This window comes from Pandoraea communis, assembly GCF_902459745.1.
GTDB classification, from domain to species: Bacteria; Pseudomonadota; Gammaproteobacteria; order Burkholderiales; family Burkholderiaceae; genus Pandoraea; species Pandoraea communis.
On record NZ_CABPSJ010000004.1, the window covers coordinates 643394 to 668139 of the forward strand.

The 24746-nt window shown below is 62.2% G+C and carries 22 protein-coding genes; 14 read left to right on the top strand and 8 right to left on the bottom strand.

Annotated features, from left to right (window positions below; translation table 11 throughout):
- The first annotated feature begins 206 nt into the window (after positions 1 to 206).
- From PCO31110_RS17590 to PCO31110_RS17600, 3 genes are read left to right on the top strand one after another with little or no spacing between them, the layout of a single operon-like run.
- On the top strand, positions 207 to 986 hold the full coding sequence (locus PCO31110_RS17590; RefSeq protein ID WP_010807001.1) for an SDR family oxidoreductase: 780 nt from the start codon (positions 207 to 209) through the stop codon (positions 984 to 986).
- 19 nt (positions 987 to 1005) lie between these two features.
- Positions 1006 to 1419: a methylglyoxal synthase gene (locus PCO31110_RS17595; RefSeq protein ID WP_150690997.1), complete on the top strand. Its 414-nt coding sequence runs from the start codon at positions 1006 to 1008 to the stop codon at positions 1417 to 1419.
- A 40-nt stretch (positions 1420 to 1459) separates the two neighbouring features.
- Complete coding sequence (locus PCO31110_RS17600; protein ID WP_150690998.1) at positions 1460 to 2434, top strand: quinone oxidoreductase family protein; 975 nt, start codon at positions 1460 to 1462, stop codon at positions 2432 to 2434.
- Between the two features lie 118 nt (positions 2435 to 2552).
- Here the strand turns inward: PCO31110_RS17600 and PCO31110_RS17605 are convergent, their stop codons facing one another.
- Entirely contained in the window at positions 2553 to 2834 is a 282-nt protein-coding gene (locus tag PCO31110_RS17605; RefSeq protein ID WP_010806998.1) for a YkvA family protein, read from the bottom strand.
- 353 nt (positions 2835 to 3187) lie between these two features.
- Here PCO31110_RS17605 and PCO31110_RS17610 point away from each other — a divergent pair, with 353 nt between their 5' ends.
- A complete protein-coding gene (locus PCO31110_RS17610; protein WP_150690999.1) occupies positions 3188 to 4564 on the top strand; it encodes a gamma-glutamyl-gamma-aminobutyrate hydrolase family protein in 1377 nt (458 codons plus the stop codon).
- Positions 4565 to 4671: 107 nt separating this feature from the next.
- Here PCO31110_RS17610 and PCO31110_RS17615 read toward each other — a convergent pair whose 3' ends face one another.
- Complete coding sequence (locus tag PCO31110_RS17615; protein WP_010806996.1) at positions 4672 to 5835, bottom strand: porin; 1164 nt, start codon at positions 5833 to 5835, stop codon at positions 4672 to 4674.
- Between the two features lie 819 nt (positions 5836 to 6654).
- Positions 6655 to 7737: a sigma-54-dependent Fis family transcriptional regulator gene (locus PCO31110_RS17620; protein ID WP_150691058.1), complete on the bottom strand. Its 1083-nt coding sequence runs from the start codon at positions 7735 to 7737 to the stop codon at positions 6655 to 6657.
- Positions 7738 to 8075: 338 nt separating this feature from the next.
- Between PCO31110_RS17620 and PCO31110_RS17625 the strand changes: the two genes are divergently transcribed.
- On the top strand, positions 8076 to 9020 hold the full coding sequence (locus PCO31110_RS17625) for a LysR family transcriptional regulator (RefSeq protein ID WP_010806994.1): 945 nt from the start codon (positions 8076 to 8078) through the stop codon (positions 9018 to 9020).
- A gap of 104 nt (positions 9021 to 9124) precedes the next feature.
- On the opposite strand, the gene PCO31110_RS17630 is transcribed toward PCO31110_RS17625, so the two are convergent.
- Positions 9125 to 9847, bottom strand: coding sequence for a GntR family transcriptional regulator (locus tag PCO31110_RS17630; RefSeq protein WP_036663219.1), 723 nt, complete (start codon positions 9845 to 9847; stop codon positions 9125 to 9127).
- Between the two features lie 186 nt (positions 9848 to 10033).
- On the opposite strand from PCO31110_RS17630, the gene PCO31110_RS17635 reads away from it, so the two are divergent.
- The 4 genes from PCO31110_RS17635 to PCO31110_RS17650 all read left to right on the top strand — a co-directional run bounded on the left by PCO31110_RS17635 (position 10034) and on the right by PCO31110_RS17650 (position 14663).
- On the top strand, positions 10034 to 10795 hold the full coding sequence (locus PCO31110_RS17635; RefSeq protein WP_010806992.1) for an alpha/beta fold hydrolase: 762 nt from the start codon (positions 10034 to 10036) through the stop codon (positions 10793 to 10795).
- A complete protein-coding gene (locus PCO31110_RS17640) occupies positions 10792 to 12057 on the top strand; it encodes an iron-containing alcohol dehydrogenase (protein ID WP_010806991.1) in 1266 nt (421 codons plus the stop codon). Before PCO31110_RS17635 ends, PCO31110_RS17640 begins: the two co-directional genes overlap by 4 nt.
- 146 nt (positions 12058 to 12203) lie before the next feature.
- Positions 12204 to 13586 carry an MFS transporter gene (locus PCO31110_RS17645; protein WP_010806990.1) on the top strand — a complete coding sequence of 461 codons (1383 nt, stop codon included), beginning with the start codon at positions 12204 to 12206 and terminating at the stop codon, positions 13584 to 13586.
- Positions 13587 to 13853: 267 nt separating this feature from the next.
- Positions 13854 to 14663, top strand: coding sequence for a sterol desaturase family protein (locus PCO31110_RS17650; RefSeq protein WP_150691000.1), 810 nt, complete (start codon positions 13854 to 13856; stop codon positions 14661 to 14663).
- Positions 14664 to 14772: 109 nt separating this feature from the next.
- On the opposite strand, the gene PCO31110_RS17655 is transcribed toward PCO31110_RS17650, so the two are convergent.
- The 3 genes from PCO31110_RS17655 to PCO31110_RS17665 all read right to left on the bottom strand — a co-directional run bounded on the left by PCO31110_RS17655 (position 14773) and on the right by PCO31110_RS17665 (position 18528).
- Positions 14773 to 15528: an SDR family NAD(P)-dependent oxidoreductase gene (locus tag PCO31110_RS17655; protein ID WP_150691001.1), complete on the bottom strand. Its 756-nt coding sequence runs from the start codon at positions 15526 to 15528 to the stop codon at positions 14773 to 14775.
- A gap of 102 nt (positions 15529 to 15630) precedes the next feature.
- Complete coding sequence (locus PCO31110_RS17660; RefSeq protein ID WP_051126357.1) at positions 15631 to 17493, bottom strand: TRAP transporter large permease; 1863 nt, start codon at positions 17491 to 17493, stop codon at positions 15631 to 15633.
- A gap of 15 nt (positions 17494 to 17508) precedes the next feature.
- Positions 17509 to 18528: a TRAP transporter substrate-binding protein gene (locus tag PCO31110_RS17665; protein ID WP_010806986.1), complete on the bottom strand. Its 1020-nt coding sequence runs from the start codon at positions 18526 to 18528 to the stop codon at positions 17509 to 17511.
- 663 nt (positions 18529 to 19191) lie between these two features.
- Between PCO31110_RS17665 and PCO31110_RS17670 the strand changes: the two genes are divergently transcribed.
- The 4 genes from PCO31110_RS17670 to PCO31110_RS17685 all read left to right on the top strand — a co-directional run bounded on the left by PCO31110_RS17670 (position 19192) and on the right by PCO31110_RS17685 (position 22971).
- The gene (locus tag PCO31110_RS17670) at positions 19192 to 20358 is read left to right on the top strand and encodes an acetyl-CoA acetyltransferase (RefSeq protein WP_010806984.1); all 1167 of its coding nucleotides are present in this window, start codon (positions 19192 to 19194) and stop codon (positions 20356 to 20358) included.
- Between the two features lie 62 nt (positions 20359 to 20420).
- A complete protein-coding gene (locus PCO31110_RS17675; protein WP_256380706.1) occupies positions 20421 to 22028 on the top strand; it encodes an acyl-CoA synthetase in 1608 nt (535 codons plus the stop codon).
- Positions 22025 to 22561, top strand: a complete 537-nt coding sequence (locus PCO31110_RS17680) for a PPC domain-containing DNA-binding protein (RefSeq protein WP_010806982.1) — start codon at positions 22025 to 22027, stop codon at positions 22559 to 22561. Before PCO31110_RS17675 ends, PCO31110_RS17680 begins: the two co-directional genes overlap by 4 nt.
- On the top strand, positions 22558 to 22971 hold the full coding sequence (locus tag PCO31110_RS17685; RefSeq protein WP_010806981.1) for a PPC domain-containing DNA-binding protein: 414 nt from the start codon (positions 22558 to 22560) through the stop codon (positions 22969 to 22971). Before PCO31110_RS17680 ends, PCO31110_RS17685 begins: the two co-directional genes overlap by 4 nt.
- Before the next feature lie 57 nt (positions 22972 to 23028).
- Here the strand turns inward: PCO31110_RS17685 and PCO31110_RS17690 are convergent, their stop codons facing one another.
- A complete protein-coding gene (locus PCO31110_RS17690) occupies positions 23029 to 23808 on the bottom strand; it encodes an alpha/beta fold hydrolase (RefSeq protein WP_010806980.1) in 780 nt (259 codons plus the stop codon).
- Between the two features lie 127 nt (positions 23809 to 23935).
- On the opposite strand from PCO31110_RS17690, the gene PCO31110_RS17695 reads away from it, so the two are divergent.
- Positions 23936 to 24715: an AraC family transcriptional regulator gene (locus PCO31110_RS17695; protein WP_010806979.1), complete on the top strand. Its 780-nt coding sequence runs from the start codon at positions 23936 to 23938 to the stop codon at positions 24713 to 24715.
- Positions 24716 to 24746: the final 31 nt, after the last annotated feature.

Here is a 24746-nt window from a genome sequence, read left to right on the forward strand (position 1 = left end):
GAGGCAGGGCCGGTGTGGCCCGCATGGCCGCGATTTTAGCCGATGCGGCCGTTGCCGGTCCGGGTTTCGGCTTGGATTGCCGTAAATCCCGGGCCTCGCGTGCCGTGCACGGGACAAAGCAGCATGGGCGCGATTCCCTTAGAATCGCTGCAAGTCGGCGGCACGGCCGCATTTGTCCAATGCTTCACTTGTCTTGAAGGCTGATCATGGATTTGGGAATCAAGGGCCGCACCGCGCTGGTATGCGGCGCGAGCAAAGGGCTGGGACGCGCGTGCGCCCAGGCACTGGCCGAAGCCGGTGCGAACGTCGTCATCGTGGCGCGCACCGCCGATGCGCTCAACGCGGCTGCCGACGAGATTCGCGCCGCGACGGGCGTGAAAGTCACGGCGGTGGCCTGCGATATCACCACGCCGCAGGGGCGCGCGCAGGCACTCGCGGCGTGTGCGCAGCCCGATATTCTCGTGACCAACGCGGGCGGGCCGCCGCCGGGTGACTTCCGCGACTGGCAGCGCGACGACTGGATTCGCGCGCTCGACGCGAACATGCTCACGCCCATCGAACTCATCAAGGCGACCGTAGACGGCATGATCGCGCGCGGCTTCGGGCGCATCGTGAACATCACTTCGTCGGCCGTGAAAGCGCCCATCGACATTCTGGGGTTGTCCAACGGCGCCCGTTCGGGGCTGACCGGTTTTGTCGCCGGGATCTCGCGCACGACCGTCGCTCATAACGTCACCATCAACAATCTGCTGCCGGGCGCCTTCGATACCGATCGCCTCGCGGGCACCATGAAGGCGTGGGCCGACAAGAGCGGGCAGACGCTGGACGAAGCGCGCGCCAAGCGGGCCGCCGCGATTCCCGCCCGCCGCTTCGGACAGCCGGACGAGTTCGGCGCAACGTGCGCGTTTCTGTGCAGCGCGCAAGCGGGCTACATCACCGGCCAGAACGTGCTGATCGACGGCGGCGCCTATCCGGGCACGTTCTGACGCTTCAGGGATCGCTGCAATGACAATCTCGACAGTACCGAAAGTCCGGATTGCGCTCATCGCGCATGACAAGAAGAAAGACGAAATTCTGGCGCTAGCGCGTGACTACGCCGACGTGCTGCGCCAGTGTGACCTGGTGGCGACAGGCACGACGGGCGGGCGCATCGCCACCGAGTTGGGTCTCGATGTCGAGCGCAAGCTCTCCGGGCCCCATGGCGGCGATCTGCAAATCGGGGCGCAACTGGCCGAGGGACGCATCGACATGGTGCTGTTCCTGCGCGACCCGATGACACCGCAACCGCACGAGCCCGACATCAACGCGCTCGTGCGCGCCTGCGACGTTCACAACGTGCCGTGTGCGACCAATAGCTCGACGGCGAGCCTGTTACTCGAACAATTGATCGTGCGCCTGAGGGCGCAACCGGCAGCGTGACGCCGGCAATCGGCATATCACCCGAATGGAGGGAGCGAGGATGACCAAAGCAATTCGCATCGAACAGAATGGCGGCCCGGAAGTGATGAAGTACGTGGACGTCGAAGTCGGAGAGCCCGGGCCGGGCGAGGCGCGCGTGCGCCATAGTGCGGTCGGTCTGAACTATATCGACGTGTATTTCCGCACCGGTCTGTACCCGCAGCCGCTGCCGGCCGGCCTGGGCATGGAGGCTGCCGGTGTGGTCGAGGCGGTGGGCGAGGGCGTGATGCACGTCAAGGCGGGCGACCGTGTGGCGTATGCGAGCCGTCCGTGCGGTGCCTACGCGCAGGCCCGTGTGATGCCGGCTGCGCCGTTGGTACGCCTGCCCGACACCATCAGCGACGATCAGGCCGCGGCGATGATGCTGCAAGGCATGACCGCGCAATACCTGCTGCGCCGCACGTACCCGGTCAAGGCGGGAGACACGATCCTCATTCATGCGGCGGCCGGTGGGGTGGGCCTTATCGTGTGCCAGTGGGCCAAGGCGCTCGGCGCGACGGTGATCGGCACGGTCGGCTCCGACGAGAAGGCGGCGCTCGTGCGCAAGCACGGTTGCGACTTCCCGATCGTCTACACGCGCGAGAACTTTGTCGAACGGGTGAAGGAGATCACGGGCGGCGAAGGGTTGCCGGTCGTCTACGACTCTATCGGCCGCGACACGTTCATCGGCTCGCTCGACTGCCTGCGCCCGCTTGGCATGATGGTGAATTTCGGCAGCGCATCCGGTCCCGTCACGCAGATCAATACGTCGGATCTCGTGTCGCGCGGCTCGCTGTTCTTCACACGCCCGACACTATTCAATTACACGGCCAAGCGCGCTGATCTGGAAGCCACGGCGAACGAGCTGTTCGCCGTAGTGGCCAAAGGCGCGGTGAAGATCGAAGTCAATCAGCGTTACGCGTTGGCCGATGTGGCCCAGGCGCACCGCGATCTCGAAGCGCGCAAGACCACCGGATCGACATTGCTTATGCCCTGAGGGACTGGCGCGGGACAAAAGAAAAGGGACGCCTTGAACTGCACCCCAAAAGTTGGATGCAAATCCAACCTTTGGGGTGTTTTTTATGGCTGACGTTGTCGCATCTGGCCGCGCGGGGTCAGGCGCGCTGGGTGAACACATGGGCGCGGGCATCCTCGCGCACATCGGCCGGCAGACGCTTGATGAGCCAATGCACGACCATGCCGATCACAATGACATCGTCGAGCAGGCCGAACACCGGAATGAAGTCCGGAATCAGATCGAACGGGCTGATCAGATACACCACGAGCAGCGCCATGGCGGGCAGCAGCCAGCGCGGACGGCGCGGATCGCGGGCTGCATGCCACAGCACACGGAAATCGTGGCGGGCGATTTGCCACAGACGGAGAAAACGCTTCACTTGCAGGCTCCTGGTACCGGTATGTCCCGCCGGGTATGGCGGGTATTCTCGCTTAATCGGCACAAACGTCGCTCAATATTTGTTGAATATCGCGCAACGTGTCCTGATTATACGCATCGATGGCTTGGCGTGCCGACGGAGGGGGGCGAACGCGCGACGCGTGACAATTACCTTCGACAGGGCTGAGTCGAGACGGTTTCATGGCACGTCCCCAATGTGACGGACGCCGGTACGCAGCACACGGCGATTCGTCTGTTTTCCCGGTTGCGGCAGGATCGGGGCGGCGGGATAATTCGCGAGCCGCCGTGGTCAATCCATTTTTCCCCCTTCGCGCACGCCCTCCAAACGCCATCATGACCGACGCTCAAGATCCGAAGTCGCCGCAACAGCCGAACAAGCCCGAGTCCGATACGAGCAGGAGCGCAACGCCTCCACAGACCCCTGCGGCAACCGATGCCGGCGTAACGCCCGCATCGCCCTCGCCTGCACCGTCAGACTATGTAGAACCCGGCACGCAGGCGGCGCCACGCCCGACCGGCAAGCCTGTGGCAGGCACGGCCGAAGGGTCGGGCGGCATGCCGCCGAATCCCGACACGCTCACGCGTCCGCCGCATGCCACCGACGCTTCTGCGCCTGCCGACGCGCAGGCCGAGACGCCGCAACCGGTGCATCCAATGGCCCCCGCCGTACACCCGAGCGCAGCGCAGGTGGCATCGGACCGGAATCCCATCGGCGCGCCTGCGCCGAAGTCGATTGAGGACGTCAAAGCGGCCGGCGGCGAGCCGCCGCATCAGCCGACGTTCGGCGCCGGTGCAGCGCGACCGGGCAGTCCGTCGTCGATGGGCGGGCAGCCCTCGTATTTGCAGGCGGGAGATTCCCCGTGGTCGGTACTGCGCCGAATCACGTCTGCACGATTCCGCGCCTGGTACGACCGCGCGGGACAGCGCATCACGCAGCGCACGCTGAAGATCGGCATCTCGGCGCGCATTTTCCATCCGGAGCCCGGGTCGAAGGGGCTGCGCAGCAAGACGCTGCAATACCTCGAAGAGTCGATCGCGCACTGGGTGATGTCGCGCGACGTGCTGGTGTTCATGATTCCGACGGTCGACACACAGGGTTTGCTGCATCCGAGCCACATCCGTTTGCACGATTACGCGAAGCATCTCGACGGACTGGTATTGCAGGGCGGGGCAGACGTGTCGCCGCTCACCTATTCGGAAGTGGCGACACGCCACGAATGGCAGGGCGACCGCATGCGCGACATGTACGAACTCGAGTTGCTGCATGAGTTCGTAGAGCAGGGCAAGCCGATTCTCGGCGTTTGCCGGGGCTGCCAACTCATCAACGTGGCGTTTGGCGGCACACTGCATCAGGACATCGCGACCGATCTGCCTGAGGCGATTCCGCACGTAACCGAGACGTACGAACATAACCGCCACACGCTGACGTTCCCCGAAGGCTCGTCGCTCGCGCAGATGTTGGGGCCGGTCGACACGCCGATCGTCAATTCGATCCACCACCAGTCGGTGAGAACGCTGGGACGTGATCTGAGCGTCGAGGCGATGTGTGCGGAGGATGGCGTGGTCGAAGCTATTCGCTATCGCAAGGCACCGTTCGTGATGGGGCTGCAATGGCACCCGGAATTTCACCGCGCGGGCGGGCCGGAGTTTCTCGATTGCACACCGGTGCTCGACAATTTCCTGCGTGCCGCGCGCGAAACGCGCTTCTGATCTGCGCGCCGCCAACACGGCGGGGCAATAAAAAAGGGCAGCCGCGAGGCTGCCCTTTTTATGTCAGGAGCACCGGGAGACTGCTGCCGGTGCTCACGCCGCTTTGATTAGAAGCGGTGACGGATACCCGTGCCCACAACGGTTTGCGAGCTGGTCGACGACATACCGCCGGCAGCGCCGACACCGGCTTGGAGGCCCGTGCCTTCGTTGTCGGAGATGTGCTGGTACGAACCGGTCAGGTACACATCGGTGCGCTTCGACAGACGGTAGTCAGCTTGCAGCGTAACGGTGTGGAACTTCGGCTTCTTGTCCGTCGAATCTTGCTTGGCCATCGTGTACGTGTACGCGGCCGACAGCGAGACTGCCGGGGTCAGCATGTAGCGACCGTTGACTTCGAAGTTGTCGAACTTCAGGCCGTCGTTGCCGAAGGCAACTGCGGTGCTGTTGAAGTTCAGACCCGACAGGCCTTGCACTTGCGTGTGGGTGTACACCAGGCCGACAGTTGCCGGGCCGAAGGCGTAGTTACCACCGATACCCCAGACGCGTTGCTTCGATGCGTTGAACACCGAGTCACCGCCGTTCGACGTATCCACTGCACCACCGGTGTTGTTGCTACCCGGGTTGCCTTGGCGTTCCAAGTAAGCAGCAGCCACCGTCAGCGGGCCGTTTGCGTAGTTCACGCCGGCGCTGAATGCACGGTTGTTGGCGAAGTCGCCAGCCTTGTTCGAGAAGCCATACAGGCCGCCGAAGGTCAGGCCGTTGTAGTTGGCGCTCGAGTACTTGACCGAGTTGTTCACACGGAACGAGTTGTTCGTGTTGTCGTTATCGTACGGGTGCGCAGCGATCGTGCCGCCGAACGACGAACCGTTCAGGGTCAGCGGAGCCAGGTAATCAACCAGCGAGTCGTATTGACGGCCGATCGTCACAGCGCCGAACTTGTCGTTTTGCAGGCCAACGAAGGCTTGACGACCGAACATGCGGCCGTTTTGGCCCGACTGACCGTTGTTGATCGAGAAACCGTTTTCCAGCACGAAGATGGCCTTGTTACCGCCACCCAGATCTTCCGAGCCTTTCAGGCCCCAACGGCTACCGTTGATCAGGCCGCTCGTTGCGCGGAAGTTCTTCGAGCCCGAAGCACCTGCCGTGGTCGTCGAGTTGCTGGTGTAAGCAATGCCTGCATCGATCAAGCCGTACAGCGTGACGCTGCTTTGTGCGTGCGCGCTCACCGAGAACGCGCCGACGACGGCTGCGGCAAGAAGAGTTTTTTTCATGGTTTAAGCTCCAGTAACGTGACACGAATCGCAGATTCGCGTGAAAACAGAACGCGGCGAAACAGAACATGTCGAGGTGACGGTTTGTCATTCGCGAACCCGATCAGGTATCGGCACTGCTCTGCTGACAGGGGGCAGTGTATGAGTCACCGCTACTCGCGCCTATTTCAGAATCCGCAAGAATCTATTTCAAATACGAAAAGAATCCCTCGAACCTGCCGGAAAGCTTTGTCCAATAAGGGATTGCGTTGATTAAGGTTAGGCCGGAAATAGAGATGCAAGCGACGTGTGTTGCGCTCGGGACACAGTGTGCCGCACATGCCATCGTGTGCGCGAAGCATTGCCAGCACTGGATTTGCGCGCGACAGGCGTGAAGGAATTTGGTTCCGTTGATGCGAAAACCTGTCGCAAGGTGCCGCGCGCACAAGCGACGCATCGAACGATGGGGCACCGCCGCTGTCGTGTGCAATGTGATGCCTGACACGTCACAATGCCGGTTGCCTATATAGGTAGAGATCGATGCTTGCGTCAGGTCGTTGCCATGCGCATGTCATCAAGCGACTTTACACGCGCGTGATGAGGGAAATCCGATATGCCGGCAAGCACGAGAGATGTGGTGGCTCAGAAACGCCCTTTATTTACGGGGTTTTACGGACTATTGCGAGTCGCCGAATAATTCATTGCGCCGAATGATGACAATGATTTCGGGGCGCCGACCTATACTACGTTCCGCGAGAAGTAGACTTTTGCGTTGAGTGAAAAGTCTCCAAACCTTGGCGCGGCCTCATTGGCCGCGCTTTTTTTTGTCCGCGCGATTTGCTACGCGAAGTGCCCTGCGCTGAGGGCGTCGCCGCAATCGCGCACGTGGGGAATGCTCAACTGCTTGAGCTTGCGATACAGCGATGCGCGGCAAAAGCCGAGCGTGCGTGCGGCGGCAGAAATGTTCCAGCGATGTTGTGCGAGCGCTTGCAGAATGCGCTCACGTTCACTGTCATGACGGGGCATTTGCGCAATCGTCTCGACGGTCTGGACACGCGGGGCCGATGCGACGGCATTACCGATGTCGTGTGAGCGTTGCTCCGTGAACGTATCGTTGCCGGACATCCACGTATGCGAACAAGACGTAACAAGTTCCGGCGGCAGATCGTCCGCACACAATTGATTACCGCTCATCACCGCACATGCATAGCGTAGCGCTGCGCGCAGTTGGCGCAGATTCCCCGGCCACGCATGCATGAGCAGACGCGACAGGGCGTCTGGCGACACACGAGCCAGCACCTGATCCTCGTGTAGTTCCGGCCATTCGTCGCATAGCATGCGGGCGATCAGTTCGCGCTTGTCGTCGCGCTCGCGCAATGTGGGTAATGTGAGGATGCCCACGGCAATGCGGTAGTAAAGGTCTTCGCGGAACGTGCCCTGTGCCACGGCGGTTGCGAGATCCTGATGGGTGGCGCAGATCAGTTGTACGTCCACGGGCACCGCATGACTCGCACCCAGCGGCGTCACTTCGCGCTCCGAGAGCACACGCAACAGCCGCGTTTGCAGTGCGTGGGGCATGTCGCCGATTTCATCGAGGAAAAGCGTGCCGCCGTCGGCCTGCTGCAATTTTCCTTTCATGCCGCCGGGCAAGGCACCCGAGAACGCGCCGCGTTGATAACCGAACAGTTCGCTCTCGACGAGGTGCTCAGGCAGCGACGCCGTGTTGATGGCGACAAACGCCTGCGCACGCCGTTCGCTGTACTCGTGCAGCGCCCTGGCCAGAAACTCCTTGCCCGTTCCCGTCTCGCCGAGAATCAACACCGGCAGCCCGCGATCGACGAAGCGCTTGCCGCGCGCGAGCAAATCGCGCATGCGGGCGTCGGTGCCGCACAGGTCATCGATGGCGAGGTAGTCGGGGCGCATCCGGCGCGCAGCGGCGGGGGCGGCCGGCACACGGGCGATGCGCTCGGCAAGGGCTGCGATATTGGCAAAGGCGGTATTGGCGCTGGCTGTGCCGATGGGGCTGGCGTGGCCGACAGGTCGAGCGGGGGCAGGCGCTACAGCAAGGTGAGCGGGCATGACTTGTCTCCTTCTCGTATTGGTACGAAAGGTCGCCGTCGGTGGCTTGTGGCCTGGCGTTCCCTGACGTCTTTTTTATGTCGCAGCCAGCTCGGGTAGCCAACCGCCAATGCAGGATACGACCACATAGTAATAACTTCCAATACAATATTGGTGCGCTATTAATACCGGTGGGGTATCAGATGATCGAACTACGTCATTTCCAGTACTTCGTGGTGCTCGCGGAGACGCTGCACTTTGGCCGTGCGGCTCAGCAGTTGCATATCTCGCAGCCGCCGCTGTCGCGCCAGATTGCGCTGATGGAGGCCGAACTGGGGGTGCTGCTGTTCGAGCGCACGCGCCGCAGTGTGCGTCTCACGCGTGCGGGCGCACGTTTCTATCAGGATGCGGTGGAAATCCTGAACTCTGTCGAGCGGGCGCGTCGCAATGCCGTGGCGGCGAGCCGGGGCGAGGATGGCGCGATCACGGTGGGCTTCATGATGTCCTCGGCGTACAACATCCTGCCCGCGCTGACGCGCACTTACGCCGCCGCGTATTCGCGGGTCGACATGAAACTGGCGGAAACGCTCCCCAACTTACTGGCCGAAGCGGTGCGTGCGGGGCAGACCGACGTGGGCATCATGTACCGCCCCGAAGACCTCACCGGGCTCGATACGGCGACAGTGTTTCGCGAGGAGATGGTGGCCGTACTGCCGCGCACGCACGCGCTCGCCAAGGCGCGCGTGCTCGACGCCTCGCAACTGGCCGAAGAGTCGTTCGTGAGCATTCCGCGCGAGATCGCGCCGCTGGTCTACGATCTGGTCGTCGATCACTGCCGTCGCGCGGGGTTTTCACCTCACATCCGGCTGGAAACCAACTTGCAGCAGACGATTATCAATCTGGTGGGGGAGGGCCTTGGCGTGGCGATGGTGCCAATGTCGATGAGCAGCGCGAGTGCGTCAGGCAGCGCGGTCTTCAAGCCGTTGCGCAACGCGCCGGTGGCGGAGGTGGCGCTGCTTTGGAGTCGCGACAATCACAACCCCTGTGTGGCGACGTTCGTCGAAAACGCGAGAACGGTGTGGCGTGAGATGCAGCGCGCGCCGGGCGCGCGGCTGGTGCCCGACAGACCGGACACCGGTGTGCGATGAGGGCGCGCAGAGGGCTGGTTGATGCGAAGCGGTGATAGCCGGCCAAGCGCAGTCGTCGTCGCAAAGCGCTACGCGGATGGAAATTCCGCGGCTCTGCCGGTCGATTACACTCGGTCGCCCAGCACTGTGGCTCGCGTAAAGGTTTCGATGTTGTCCAGCAATGCATCGAGGGCTTCACCTGCGCGTTTCACGTCGCCGGCAGCAATCGCTTCGGCGACTTCCGCATGTAGTCGCGCCATGGTCGGCAGGTCGGCCGCTTCTTTGTAGTGGTAATACCAGAAGCGGCGTGATAGCCCGTGCATCAGGCGCATCGCCCCTTCGGCGAATTCGTTGCGTGCGGCGACAAGACACAACTCGTTGAACTCGCGGTCGGCACGAATGAACTCCACATCCTTGCCGCTGCGGGCGGAACTTCTGAACTCCTTTGCCAGACGCGCGAAGTGTTCGCGTTGTTCTGCCGTGGCTTTCTTCGCCGCGCTTCTGGCAATCAACCGTTCGACCTCACGTCGCGTTTCCAGCAGACGCAACTGCTTGGAGACGTCCATCGGGGGCACGAGCAGGCCGCGCTGTGGCAACACAATAATCAAATGTTCCCTGGCCAGCCGCTGAACCGCTTCGCGAATCGGGGTGCGGCCAAACCCCGTCATTTCGCTCAACTGCAACTCCGACATTGTTGAACCCGGGGCCAGTCGCAGCGTCACTATCGCTTCTTCGATCCACTCGTACGCCATGTCGACCATTCTGCCGCGAGGGATCACGTCCACTCGTTCATCGAGCGCCGCGGCTTCCGATTTTCCCGTCCGTCGGGTCGCTTTCTTTGTCGCCATTTGGTCAATGCCCAGAGCAAATGTTAATTGTATATCACCTGCTTCTGGCGATAGCGGTGACATGTCCCGGCCCTTAACACGCCCCATACCTCGGGCTTTCCCGGTATGCGCATCGCTTGTCTTGATAGTCTGATGTGCTATTATTAATCAACTAATATATTACATGGATGTGTGGGAGGAACGGCGATGGACATCACGAGGGTGGGGAGGCCGGATGGTTTCCCGGTGGTTGCCTTGCACGGCATTCAGGGAACGAGCGACTCATGGACTCCGCTTGCAACGGCGCTCGGCGATACGTTTCGTTTTATCTTGCCCAACATGCCGGGACGCGGCGACGCAGGCCCCCCGCTTTCCGCACGAGCGTGCAATGCCTGCGAGTTCGCGCGCGTCACCAGCGAGATCATCGAACAAGAGGTCGGCCATCACGCCTACGTCCTGGCCGGCTGGAGCATGGGTGTCTCCGTGATCCTCGAGTTCATGGGGCATCTGGCAGACGGCACGGCGCGGCATTCTCCGCCGGTCGCCGTTGTCCTCATGTCGGGCACCGCACAGTTGAACGAGGTGAACTGGTTTGCGTCTGCCGACGAGACTGCACTCCTCACCGAGATCAGGCAGCGCGAGGCGCGTCTGAGGCTAAAGCGGGCAGCCGACCCGCGTGTCGTGGCCTGGACCTGGAGCGCGCTAAAGCCAGTCTCGCATCTGTCGAATCTGGCTCATGTCGGCGTGCCTGCCCTCATCGTCCACGGCAGCGACGACGAAGACTGCCCACTCGATCACGCACGTCGCATGCGCGAAGGAATCCGTCGCGCATCACTGCATGTGATTCCCGGTGGGCGTCACTCGATTCTGACGGAGAACACCTGGGAGGTCGGCATCGCCATGCGAGATTTCCTGGCGCTGCACTGCGCGGAGCCAGGGCCACTAATCAACCAACAGGAGAATTCATGAGGATCGACGATTGCGTCCACTTTTGTGCGCCCTCCCGGCTCATCATCGAGCTGGGTTATCGCCACAAGCTCCCCAGCCTTCTTCAGGCCCTTGGCTACCGGCGCGGGCTGCTCGTCACAGACAGCTTCTTTGCCGAGAAAACACGCTGGGTGAAGGAGTACGTGACGGCGTGCGAACACCAGGGGGTGCATGTGGACGTCTATGCCGGCGGTCAGCCCGACCCGACCACGGATCTGTGCGATCGCGCGACGGACGAACTGCGTATCGCGCAGGGCGGCCAGTTGCCGGATCACATCGTCTCGCTAGGAGGCGGCAGCAACATCGATCTGGCCAAGGCGTTGTGCGTCACGCTTCCGGCGGGCCGCCCCATTCGCGACTTCGGAAGCGGCGTGGCAAGCGATGCGCCCGTCATCGACCACATCGCTGTGCCAACGACCGCCGGCACGGGGTCGGAACTCACCCCCGGAACCATTCTGTTCGATCCGCCGACCGGCATCAAAACCGCCGTGATGGACAATCGGCTACGTCCGGTCGTCGCTGCTATCGACCCCGAACTCACATTCACATGCCCGCCCAAGGTCACGGCCGAGTCTGGCATCGACGCTTTGACCCACGCGCTCGAATCGTTCGTCACGCTCGACTCCGATCGGTTCGATCGAAACGGCTCCTTCGACCCCGGCTACAGCGGTCGCAGCGGTCTGACCATGATCTTTGCGCGTGAGTCGATCCGGCTAGCCACCGCCTATCTACTTCGTTGTTACGAAGATGGTAACGACGTGGAGGCGCGCGTCGGTATGTGCTACGCGAGCGTCTACGCCGCAATGTCATATGGGAGCGCCGGACTCAATGCGGTTCATGGCATTGCGTATGGCGTCGCGGCGCTGACGCACAAGTCCCACGGCGCCACGAATGCGGTTGTCCTGCCATATGTCATCGATGCGTTGCGCGAGTCGCGCCACGCTGAACTCCTCGAAGTGGCCCGAATGTTCGGCATCAAGGTCGACGACGAAGTGCAGGCCGTTCGCGAGTTGCCCCACAAATTGCGCGAGCTTGTTGGCAAGCTCGGCATCCCCACTGATCTCAATGCCTTCGGCATTTCCCAGGGATCGCTGAGGGATCTGCTCATCGATTCACTTGGCGTGACTCGGTTGGCCAAAGCATTCCCGGTCGGGAATATCGAAGAGTGCTACGCGGAAATCATCGACAACGCGTGGCGTGGAGGTCTTCGAGACGAGAAGACTGAGAGACGGTCGGCAGCCTGATCAACGCGATTCCCATCGATTCGACAGGTCGCTGTCGCCGCGCAAAGACACAATTCACCATTCGGCCGGACACACCGGTCGCTTTGCGTCTCAATGTCTAATATGTTAGATGAATATCAGAAAAATGTAACAAAGGAGACACAAGCATGGATATGTCCGCAGCCGCGTCGCGGCTAGGTGTTGACGTCGTCGCGCGTCTTGAGCGACTACCGATGACGAACTATCAACGAACGCTTTTCTCTATCATCGCCACCGCCTGGTTCTTCGATTCCATGGATCTCGGGTTGATGACGTTCGTTCTCGGTTCGATCAAGGCGGAGTTCGGCCTTTCCGCCTCGCAGGCCGGACTGCTCGCCAGTTCCAGCTTTCTCGGCATGTTCGTGGGTGCCGCCACCGCGGGGCTTCTTGCGGACAAGTTCGGGCGCAAGCCGGTCTTTCAGGTCAGCATGGTCTTCTGGGGGGCCGGCAGCCTGATGTGCGGCTTTGCTCACAATGTCGAGTCGCTGATGATGTACCGCGTTCTGCTCGGCTTCGGCATGGGCATGGAGTTCCCGATCGGTCTCTCGATGGTTTCAGAGATCGTTCCGGCCAGAAGTCGCGGCAAGTATGTGGCCATCCTCGAAGGTTTCTGGCCCATCGGCTTCATCGCGGCTGGCGCGTTTTCCTACTTCATGCTCCCGGTGATCGGGTGGCGCGGCATCTTCATCGCGTTGGCGATCCCGGCCGTTTTCGTGTTCGTCATCAGGCGAATGGTGCCCGAATCGCCTCGTTGGCTGGAAGACACTGGGCGCATGAAAGAAGCGGCGGACGTGATGAACCACATCGAAGCCAAAGTGGAGACGGCCTACGGCCGCAGGTTGCCGGAACCCGTCATCGTGCCGGGCGTGCGGCACCAGCAGACCGGCCGGAAGGCGCTCTTTTCGGAGATTTGGCGCGGCGTGTATGCGAAGCGAACGGTCATGTTGTGGACCACCTGGTTCTTCGCGCTGCTGGGCTACTACGGGCTGACAACATGGTTGGGGGCGTTGCTGCAGCAGGCCGGATACGAGATCACCAAATCCGTGCTCTACACCGTCTATATCTCGCTGGCAGGCATCCCCGGCTTCCTTTTCTCAGCCTGGTTGCTGGAGAAATGGGGACGCAAGCCGACCTGCGCATTGATGCTGCTTGGCAGTGCGCTCGCCGCCTATCTATACGGTCAGGCGGCAGGCAACAAGGCGCCGATTGAGCAGTTGATTGCCACAGGGCTACTGATGCAGTTCTTTCTCTTCGGCATGTGGTCTGTGCTGTACGCCTACACACCGGAACTTTACCCGACCCGCATCCGTGCAACGGGCTCGGGTTTTGCCTCCTCCATCGGACGCGTCGGCTCTCTCGCCGGCCCTTTCGCCATTGGTGTGCTGCTCCCGACCTGGGGACAAACGGGCGTGTTCACCATGGGGGCTCTGTCCTTCGTGATTGCCGCGCTGGCCGTACTGTTGCTTGGCGTCGAGACGAAGGGCCGTTCGCTGGAGGACGTTTCGCACTGACCCGTTGCAAGAGATTTACCCGTTCTTGACCCGGCGGGGCGCGGTCCCCGCCGCGCGGAACTGCGGCGGGGACCGCGCCTGACGCCAGTGGGGCCGGTCGGATGCACCTTCTCCGGCACCAACGGCACGAACGTCCATCCCGAATCATTTCATCGCTTCCACTTCACAAAACAGTGAACGCCATTCCGATGATTCTTGTTTTTGCACAACTAATATGTTAATTGTTTATTTTGCAATTCGCGTTGATTCAGACACAGGAGACAAGTCATGATTACAGAGCGTCAGTTGAAGTTCAGGGAACAATACAAGTCCGACATAAGCCCGATGTACAACGGCATGCTGCATATCATCGTGATGTATGTCGTGGCGATTGGCGCGGTATGGTATGCCGTCAGCCGTTTGCAGAATCCGACTTGGGAATGGTTCCTGATCGTTCCGGTTTTTCTGGCGGGCAACTTCGTCGAGTGGTTCATGCATCGATTCGTCATGCACCGTCGGGTGGATGTGTGGGGCCTGCGCGAGATCTACAACCGGCATACACGCCAGCATCATCAGTACTTCACCGACCAGTTGTCGACGATCGACACGACGCGTGAGTTCCGGATCGTGTTCTTCCCATGGCGTGTGCTGATGACGCTTGGTATTGGCGGCGGGGTCATCGGTTATGCGACTTCATGGATACTGAACGCCAACGCTGGCTGGATGGTGTTCCTGACCATGGTCGGTCAGTACGTCATTTATGAAACCTTCCACTACTGTTGCCACTGTCACGAGAACTGGTTCGTGCGCTACATGCCGTTCATCAACACCATTCGGCGCCATCACACCGCCCACCACAACATGGGCATCATGATGAAATACAACATGAATCTGACGTTTCCGATTGCCGACTGGTATATGGGAAGCAGCGATTTGCGTCGGGGCCTGATTGGCCATCTCTTCAATGGCTACAGCGAAAAGCATATCAAGAGCGAGTTGAAGCCGATCATTGCAAAGTTCAAGGACGATCACTCGCAAGTCACGCTGGACGGCCCGATCCTCACCGACGAGGAACGCAGGGCAATGACGGCCCTCTGACCGGTATGCGTACTATGCGCGAGCGGCTGTCGCGCGTCGGGGCCACCGCGATAGACAGGACTCGCCCTGTGTCTATCGCGGTCATGCGGAAAGATTGGACGGCGCCGCTTCAGATCTCCAGAATCCCGGCTGCCACAAAGCCGCCGTCGACCGGCAGGATGTGACCTGTCACGTAAGACGCGTCGTCCGATGCCAGAAAGCTCACCGCGCCAGCGATCTCACTGGGCTGCCCGTAGCGGCCGAGGGGCGTCGTCTCCGTATAGTGGCGGCGTGAGACGTCGGAGTGCAGCACCTGCGTGAGCGGCGTGTCGATGGGGCCGGGGGCGACGCCGTTGGCGGTAATGCCGAAGGGCGCGAGTTCAATGGCCATCTGGCGCGTGAGGCCGATGACGGCGGCTTTCGACGTTCCGTAGGCCGTGCGTCCTGCGCTGGCCAGAATGCCCGCCACGGACGCCAGATTGATGATCCGTCCCCAGCGCTGTTCGCGCATGAGTCGCGCGGCGTGCTGCCCGCACAGCAGCGTGCCCGTGAGGTTCACGTTCATCACCTGATGCCAGTGATCGAGTGGATAGTCGAGAAACGGGAATGTCTTGGCGATCCCCGCGTTGTTCACGAGCACATCGCAACGCCCATACCGTTGCGCGATCTGTGCGAAGCCATCGGCAATCGATGCGGCGTCGCCCACATTCATCCCCAGCGCCCACGCCTTGCCACCCGCCGCGTTCAGCTTCGCCGCCGTCTCACCTGCCGCGCCTTCGTTCAGATCGGCGACAACGACCGTCATGCCGTCATTCACCAACCGCTCGCAGATAGCGGCGCCGATACCCATGCCGCCGCCCGTGACAACTGCTACTTTCTCCGTCATGCTATGGACTCCTAAATTTATTGACTTCTACAGCACGGGCTCCGCCGCCAGCAGCGCGGCGGAGCCCGTCGGTAATATCGAGAAACCGTTAGTGGGGGTGTCTTACTTCAGAAAGCCGATCGAGATCCAGGGGATGAAGACCACGATAAGCAGTGCGATGAGCAGCGCGCCCATGTAGGTCCACATCCGGTTGAACACCTTGTCCGGCGACGTCTTGCCGATGGCGCACGCGGCGTAGAAACCGACGCCGAGCGGCGGTGCGAACAGGCCCATGCCCATCGACAGGATCACGACCATCGCGTAGTGCACATCGTGAATGCCCAGCGAGCGGGCGACCGGAAAGAGCAGCGGCCCGAACAGCACGATGGCCGGAATGCCTTCCAGCACGCTGCCCAGCACGATGAACACGACCATCGAGATGAGCAGGAAGCCGATCTGTCCGCCCGGCACCCCATGCATCAGCCCGACGAGCTTGGCGGAGAAGCCCGACTGCGTGAGCGCCCAGGCCATGGCGGTGGCCATGCCGATGATGAGCAGGATGGCGCCGGAAAGTGCTGCCGTTTCCGTGAGCAGCGGATACAGGCGCTTGAAGTTCAGGTGCTTCTTGAAGGCATGGACGAGCAGGCCGATCACGATCGTGTAGGCGATACCGATCGTGGACACTTCCGTTGCCGTAGCGGCGCCTTCGATGACGGCCGTGCGGATCAGAATCGGCAGAGCGAGTGCCGGCAACGCCACGATGAACGTCTTGCCGATCACGCTCCACGGCGCGCGGCGCGCCGCACTGGGAGCCTCTTTGCGCGAGCGCGTGAAGCACACCACGACGATGGCCAGCGTGGCGATGACGGCAGGCAGCAGGCCGCCAACAAAGAGCGCCGTGATGGACACACCGCACACCGCACCGATGGTGATGAGCACGAGGCTGGGCGGAATCGTCTCCGTCATGGCGCCGGTCGACGAGAGCAGTGCGACGAGGTCTTCCGGTTTCGATCCGCGCCGCTGCATTTCGGGGAAGAGGGCTGGCGCCACGGCTGCCATGTCGGCAGCCTTCGACCCGGAAATACCTGAGACCAGGAACATCGCACCGAGCAGCACGTATTGCAGGCCGCCGCGCACATGGCCGAGCAGCGAGGCCATGAATTCGATCAGGCTGCGAGCAAGCCCGCTCATCTCGATCAGCGCGCCGAGCAGCACGAACAGCGGCACCGACAGCAGGATGAGGCCCGACATGCCCTCGTCCATGCGACTGACGACAATCTGAAGCGGCGCGTCGGTCACGAGTGCCAGATAGGCCAGCGTTGCCGTGCCGAAGGCAAAGGCGATCGGAATACCGCCTGCCACGCATGCACCGACGATCAGTACGAAGAACACCAGCAGGTTGTAGTTGCCCATCGCGATGAGTGCGGGGCGGCCGAGCCAGAGTGCGGTGCCGAGCGCGGCAACGACCAACACGCCAAGACCGAACTGGCGCAGGGTCGAGCACCGCGCCATGCGCGAGATGGCCGCGACGAGCATCAGCGCTGCGCCGACCGGCAGCGCGGCGGCGCGCAACCCGTCGGGGATTTCGAGCGCGGGCGTGGTGATGTCCATCTGTTCGATGGCATGCGTGTACGCGGGCATGATGATGAGCGCGACGAACACGCAGACCGTGAGCGCAGCCATGGTCTGGAACCAGTCGCGCCATGCCGCCGGGAGTTTGTTGACGATGGCGGACAGGCGCATGTGTTCGCCCCGGTCGAGCGCCAGAACCGCACCGAGCATCGATAGCCAGATGAACAGGATCTGCGCCAGTTCGTCAGACCAGGTGATCGGATTGTCGAACCCGTAACGCGAGATCACGCCCGCGAGCAGGATGAGAGTTTCCGCCACCACCAGCAGCACGGCAGCCGCTTCGGTGACTTTCATCACCGCGCGGTTGACGTGGCAGAAGAGGCGGGCGAGCGCGTGCGTCGGCTCGGCCGTCATCGTCAACGTTTCCATTTACGCGAGCTTCCCGGTGTACTTTTCCAACGTGGTCCACGCTTCGTCACCAAACTTCTTGTGCCATTCGGCATAGAAGCCGGCGGCGCGAAGCTTCTCGCGGAATTGCTCGTTGTTCGGTGCGTTGAACACGAGACCCTTCTGCTTGAGTTCGGCCATGACGCCGTCGTTGAGCTTGCGCACGTCGTCGCGTTGCGCCATCGCTGCGGCGTTCACGTTGGCGGTGACGATCGCCTGCAAGTCCTTGGGCAGCTTGTCCCATTTCTGCTTGTTGGCGAGGAACCAGAAGCCGTCCCACATGTGGTTCGTCATCGACACGTACTTCTGCACTTCATACAGCTTGGCCGTGGTCAGCAGCGCGAGCGGATTCTCCTGCGCTTCAACGATGTGCGTCTGCAAGGCCGAATACACTTCGGCGAAGTTGATCGACGTCGGCGACGAGTCGAAGGCACGGAACATCGACGTCCATAGCGGGCTCGTCGGCACGCGGATCTTCAGGCCCTTGAGGTCGGCCGGCGAGTTGATCGGGCGGCTGCTCGTGGTGATCTGGCGGTAACCGTTTTCCCAGATCTTGTCGAAGGCGAACACCGATGTCTTGGCGATCTGGCCGCGCACGTGCGCCCCGAGGTCGCCGTCCATCGCCGCCCACACCTGACCGTAATCCTTGAACGCGAAGCCCACGCCCGAAATCTGCGCCGAGGGCACCAGCGTGCCGAGAATCAGCGGCGAGAGCGTGAAGTAATCGATGGCGCCCGAACGGATCTGGCTCAGCATGTCGCTATCGGTGCCGAGCTGGTTGTTCGGGTAAATCTGGAAGTCGATACGGCCCTTCGATTGCTCTGCGATTTTCTGCGCCATCTCTTTGGCGCGAATGTTCATCGGATGGCTGATGGGCAGGTTGTTGGCGAACTTCAGCGTGAATTCTGCGGCGCGGGCCTGCGTCTGATACAACCCCGTGGCGGCAGCGGCCGAAGTGGCGGCCACAACCTTGATGAAGTGGCGGCGGTCCATATTGCTCATACTGCATGTCTCCTGATTATTGGTTTGGTGACTGCGTCTGATGCGCGAGGCGTGCTGTCGTGTTGCCATGCAATGCCCCGGCCAACTCCTAATGCAAGCGTGAAGCGACTCGCAAGTGGCTTGGCTATCTTACGCAAGTCGAATGCCAGATCGCAGTCCGGGCGGGAAAACCCTTATCTTGTTAAGCACTCATGAAGTCCCGCGTCTGTCGGGTTGCCTCGCTGCGCTTCCTTTTATCTGGCGGAACCCGCCGTGGCGGTACGTCGGCGCCGCGAGCGCCGTTTGCTGCATCTGCGAGCGGAGTCCGATCGGCACCCGGATGCGGTGCGACACCTGTCGCATTTGGCGCCCGCCTTGCGACACCTGTCGCATGTGATCGACGACAGCGATGCGACAGGTGTCGCATGCCGCCGTGCCCGGCCGGTTGTGTTGCAGCACAGCAAATACATTTCGTTTGGTGTGCATCCGAATTCACTTGATGCCGTAGTGGATGCGGCTTTACGCTTACGTCAATTGCGAAAGCGCCACAAGCGCGAGCATCGCAATCGAGCTGCAATGCGCCGTGGATGCCGTTAGCGCGTCATCGGCGTGGGGAGGTGCCCATGTCTGGCATCGAAATTGCTCACCGGAGTCTGGATGACCCCATTTTTCCGGAGACACTTCATGGTTGCTGCATGCCTTACCGGCTGGGCCCACTCCCAGTTCGGAAAACTCGACAACGTCGATGCCGAAGTCTTGCTGGCCGACGTCGCACAAGCTGCGCTCGACGACGCGGGCCTTGCGCCCGAACAGATCGATTCCATTCACGTCGGCACTTTCAATGGCGGTTTCCTGTATCAGGACTTTCCGTCGTCGCTCGTTTTCAACCGAATTCCCGGCCTGCGCTTCAAACCGGCCACGCGCTACGAGAATGCGTGCGCGACGGGGTCGGCCGCCGTGTATGGCGGACTGCAATCCATCGAAGCGGGCAAAGCCACGCACGTGCTCGTGATCGGCTTCGAGAAGATGACCGAGCTGGCGACGCCGCAGGTCGGCGAGGTGTTGCTCAAATGTTCCTACGCACGCGAAGAGGCCGACATTCCGGGCGGTTTTGCGGGCGTGTTCGGCACCATTGCACAAGCGTACTTCGACCGCTATGGCGACCAGTCCGACGCCCTCGCACGCATTGCGGCGAAGAACCATCGCAACGGTTCGGTCAATCCCTACGCACACATGCGTCGGGACTTCGGTTACGACTTCTGCCGCAATGTCTCCGAGAAGAATCCGTTTGTGGCCGGGCCGCTCAAGCGTACCGATTGCTCGATGGTGTCGGACGGAGCTGCCGCGCTCGTGATCTCGTCTGCCGACGTGGCGCGCACGATGCCCAAGGCCGTCGGCTTTCGCGCGGCGGTGCAGGTCAACGACTACTTGCCGCTCTCGCGTCGTGACCCGCTGGCGTTTGAAGGCGGACAGCACGCCTGGCGTCAGGCACTGGGCGTTGCCGGCGTCTCGCTCAAAGACCTGTCGCTGGTCGAGACACATGACTGTTTCACCATCGCCGAACTCATCGAGTACGAGGCGATGGGGCTCGCCAAGCCGGGGCAGGGTGCAAACGTGGTGGCCGAGGGGTTGACCGAAAAGAACGGTCTGCTGCCGGTCAATCCGTCGGGCGGGTTGAAGGCAAAGGGGCACCCGGTCGGGGCGACAGGCGTCTCCATGCACGTCATGGCCGCCATGCAACTGACAGGGTCTGCGGGTGAGATGCAGATCCCGAACGCGAAGCTCGCGGGCGTTTTCAACATGGGCGGGGCGGCAGTGGCGAACTACGTGAGCATTCTCGAAGCGCGCTGATACGTTGCACGACAGTGTCAGGCAGGTTGCCCGGCGTTGGCCGGGCAAGACAGACAGCAAGACTGAGAAAGAAGAAAGAGGAGACGAGCGAAATGCTCAAGAAGGTCATGAATCTCGGCCGGCTGCTGGCCGACGTTGCCCGGCGTCATCCTGACGAACCCGGCGTGATCATCGGTGAGAAGGTCAGCACGTGGGGCGAGATCGACGCCCGCGTGAACGCCGCCGTCGATGCCTTGCGCAAGCTGGGTGTGCGCCGTGGCGACAAGCTGCTGGTGCATTCGCGCAACAACTTGCCCATCTTCGAGAGCGCGTGGATCGCCTTTCGGCTGGGCGCGGTCTGGGTGCCGACGAACTTCCGTATCACCCCACCGGAAGCCGCATATCTGGGGCAATCGAGCGGCGCCTGCGTGATGATCTACGACGCGGGCTTCGAGGGGCATGTCGACGCTGTGCGTGCCGCCTCGCCGGCGTTGCGCCATGTCATTGCGCTGGGCGCGCCGCGCGCGGGTGAGATGCACTACGAGACACTGGTGGCCGAACACCTCGGCGCCCCCGGCTATGAAGCGGAAGTCGAGTACGAAGACCCGTTGTGGTTCTTCTACACATCGGGCACGACCGGCCATCCGAAGGCGGGTGTGCTCTCGCATGGGCAGATGGCTTTCGTCGTCACCAATCATTTGGCCGATCTGATGCCCGGCATCACTTACCGCAGCCGCTCGATGGTGGTGGCGCCGCTCTCGCACGGGGCGGGCATTCACGCCATCGTGAATACGGCACGCGGGGCGGCCAGCGTGCTGCTGCCGGGCGAGAAGATGGACGCGGAGCAGGTCTGGCAGGCCATCGAGCGTTATCGCGTCGACAACATGTTCACGGTGCCGACCATCGTCAAGATGCTGGTCGAAGACCCGGCGGTGGATCGCTACGACCATAGCTCGTTGCGCTTTGTGATCTATGCCGGGGCGCCGATGTATCGCGCGGATCAGAAATACGCGCTGCAAAAGCTGGGCCGAGTGCTGGTGCAGTACTACGGTCTGGGCGAGGTGACGGGCAACATCACGGTACTGCCGCCGTGGCTGCACAGCGACGACGACAACGCGCCCGACGCGCGCATCGGCACTTGCGGTGTGCCGCGCACAGGCATGGAGGTGGCGATTCTCGACGAGCATGGCGAGCGTCAGCCACCGTTCGCCTCAGGCGAGATCTGTGTGCGCGGGCCGGCGGTCTTCATGGGGTATCACAACAATCCGGACGCGAACGCCAAGGCGTTCAAGGACGACTGGTTCCACACTGGCGATCTCGGGCATGTGGATGCGCAGGGTTTCCTGTACATCACGGGACGCGCCTCGGACATGTACATCTCGGGGGGCTCGAACGTCTACCCGCGCGAGATCGAGGAAGCGTTGCTCACGCACCCGGCCGTGTCGGAGTGCGCGGTGCTTGGCGTGCCCGACCCCAAGTGGGGCGAGAGCGGGCTCGCAGTGGTGGTCGCACGGGAGGGCATGGCAGCTCAGGCCGATGAACTGCTCGGACATCTCGAAGCGCGCATTGCCCGCTACAAGTGGCCGCGTCGCTTCATTTTCTGGAATGCCATGCCCAAGTCGGGCTACGGCAAGATCGTGAAGAAGCAAATCAAGACGATGCTCGAAGAGCAAGGAGACTATCGACTATGAAACCTGCGCTTTCACGGATCTATCGGCATGCAGGCGCCCCCACGTTACCCCGTGTGGAAGACTGCGTGTTGAGCGGGCAGCACGAACTGCGCGTGACGATCCGGTCTGGTGCGAATCTCGGAGAGGCCTTACGCGCGGCGTTATCCCGCTATGCGTATGGCGGCGGCGTCGGCCGCTTCTGCGCGGGCACCGCGCGAGGTCTGCGGTATCACATGATAGAGAACACCGCTGACACGGAGCGCCCCTTCGGCTATGGGGCGCCGGTCGACGAAACCCGGGAGGTGGATCTGATCGGCGGTGCGATCACGGTCGGCCGTACGGCCGACGGTGCCACGCTGTTGCATTGCCATGCGGGGTTTTCCGACCCGTGTGGCGAATTGCATGGCGGTCATCTGATTCTCGATCACACCTGGGCCGGAGACGAGCCTGTGGTGATTCGCCTGTGTCTGTTCGAGCACGGCGGCTACGTGACCGCCGATGACGACGAGACGCGCTTTCACCTGCTCCATCCCGTCGCCGGAGGCCTCTCATGAGTACAGCGCTGGATGTTCCGGTGGCCATCGAGAACGGCACGCTGGGCAGGTTGGTCGTGGCACGTCTCAAACCGAATCAGGACCTGACGGAGAGCATCGAGGCGCTGTGCGCGGAGCATGGCATCTCGCGGGCCATCGTGCGCGGCGCGGTGGGGAGTCTGATTGACGCACGTCTGGCATTTCGCGCGGGTGACGGCTGGCGTGAGCAACTGGTGAGCGGCCCCGGCGTGGAAATCCTCAATGTGTTCGGCGAGGTGGATGTCCGGCCCGATGCCGCGCACACGCTGCCCATGCTGCACGGCATGGTGGCGGACACGGAGGGACGCATGTTCGCAGGACGCTTCGTGCGTGGCGGCAATCTGTCGTTCATCACGATCGAAGTGACGTTGCAGGAGTGGTTGCCCGCGTAGTCGCCGCCAGCGACGTGCCGCGTGAGGCGAATGGGGAGTCCGGGGACTCCCCATTTTTCAATGAGGTTGAGCGGCGGTTTCGCTGTCGCTTCGCAAGAAGGATTCGATCGCGGCGACCAGCGCGAGAGGCGTCTCGTTCATCGGGTAGTGGCCGGCGTTGCCGAGAACTTCGACGCTGGCGTGCACATAGCGTTGCAAGTACGTCTGCGTCATGAGTGCGGTGTTGAACGTCGGATCGTTTTCGCCAATCAGCACCTTGACCGGCAGCGTGCTTTGAAGCGCATCGCTGAAGTCCGTGTCGGCCCAGGCGCGGAAATAGGCCGCGAATGCCTGTGCGGACGAATGCGCCGCCGAGTATTGCGCCTTCCATGCAATCCATGACGGCGGCAGACGCAGGCCCGTACTGCGCGCGATGATCGTCTTGCGATGGTCCAGCGATGTCGCCGCGTCTTCGAACAGCGCGCGCCGGGTGGCGTCGAACGGTACGCCGCCGCAGGGCACCGGGGCGACGGGCACGAGTTTGCGTATGCGGTGAGGGGCGAGGGCCGCGACCTTCTCGATGGCCATGCCGCCCATCGAATGGCCGATCAGGCTGAAGGTGGACAGACCGAGGGTATCGGCCAGATCGATGGTGTCCTGCGCGATCTCGGCGATCGTATAGGCGCCGGGGGTGTCGCGCATGCCGCCGTAGCCGCGGTAGTCCATAAAGACGTAACTGAACTCGTCATGTGACAACCACGGTTCGCACTCATGAAATGAACGAGCGTCGCCGAACCAGCCATGCAGCACGATGACGGCATGCGGGCCGTGACCGGCGCGGTGATAGGTATTGGGCATTTTGACTCCGGGAGCGGGTGTTGAGACATCCGGCGCACGCAATGGCGGCCGGATAACGACGCTAATCGTAGTGACCCTGCGGCGTGCCCGATGCCGATGCCGGGTCGTTAGCTGTAGAATCCGGGCCATGCGAAATACGCTGATCGATCCCTACGAACATTTGCCGCGAAGCGTGGTGGTCACGGCCAACGACTACCCGGCGGGACTCACATTTCCCGAGCATGCCCACGCGCGCGGGCAATTCGCGTTCGCGTCGCGAGGCTTGATTACGGTGTCGACGCCGCAGGGCCGGTGGTTCGTGCCGCCGCAACGTGCCTGCTGGGTACCTGCCGGTGTCTCGCACGCCATGACGATGAGCGGCCCGGTGACCATGCTCAATACCTTCGTGACGCCGCATGCCTCGGGGGCCGCCGGTTTGCCGGATCGCTGCTGCGTGTATGGGGTTTCGCCATTGCTCAGGCAGTTGCTGGAAGACGCCGTCGATCTGCCGCCGATGTATGACGAAGACGCGCGCGACGGCAAACTCATGGCGTTGCTGATTGCCGAGATGGCCGCGATGCCGCGTCTGTCGTTACATGCGCCGCTGCCTGACGATGCGCAACTCGCAAGCGTTTGCCGGGCGGTATTCGCCGCGCCCTCGATGACGACCGGTCTCGACGAGGCGGCGGCCATGGCATCGATGAGCCGTCGCACATTCACGCGCCGGTTTCGTGAGCAGACGGGCGTGAGTTTTGCCGAATGGCGTCAACAGGTCTGTTTGCTGGCCGCGATTGCGCGGCTGAACGACGGGCAATCCGTGACGCGTGTCGCGCTCGATCTGGGGTATGGGAGTCCGAGCGCGTTCACGGCGGCGTTTCGCCATGTGCTGGGTGCGGTGCCCAGCCGGTATCTCGCGGGGTCGGATTGAGCGCTTGCGATCTGTGAGATTCATCGGGGCG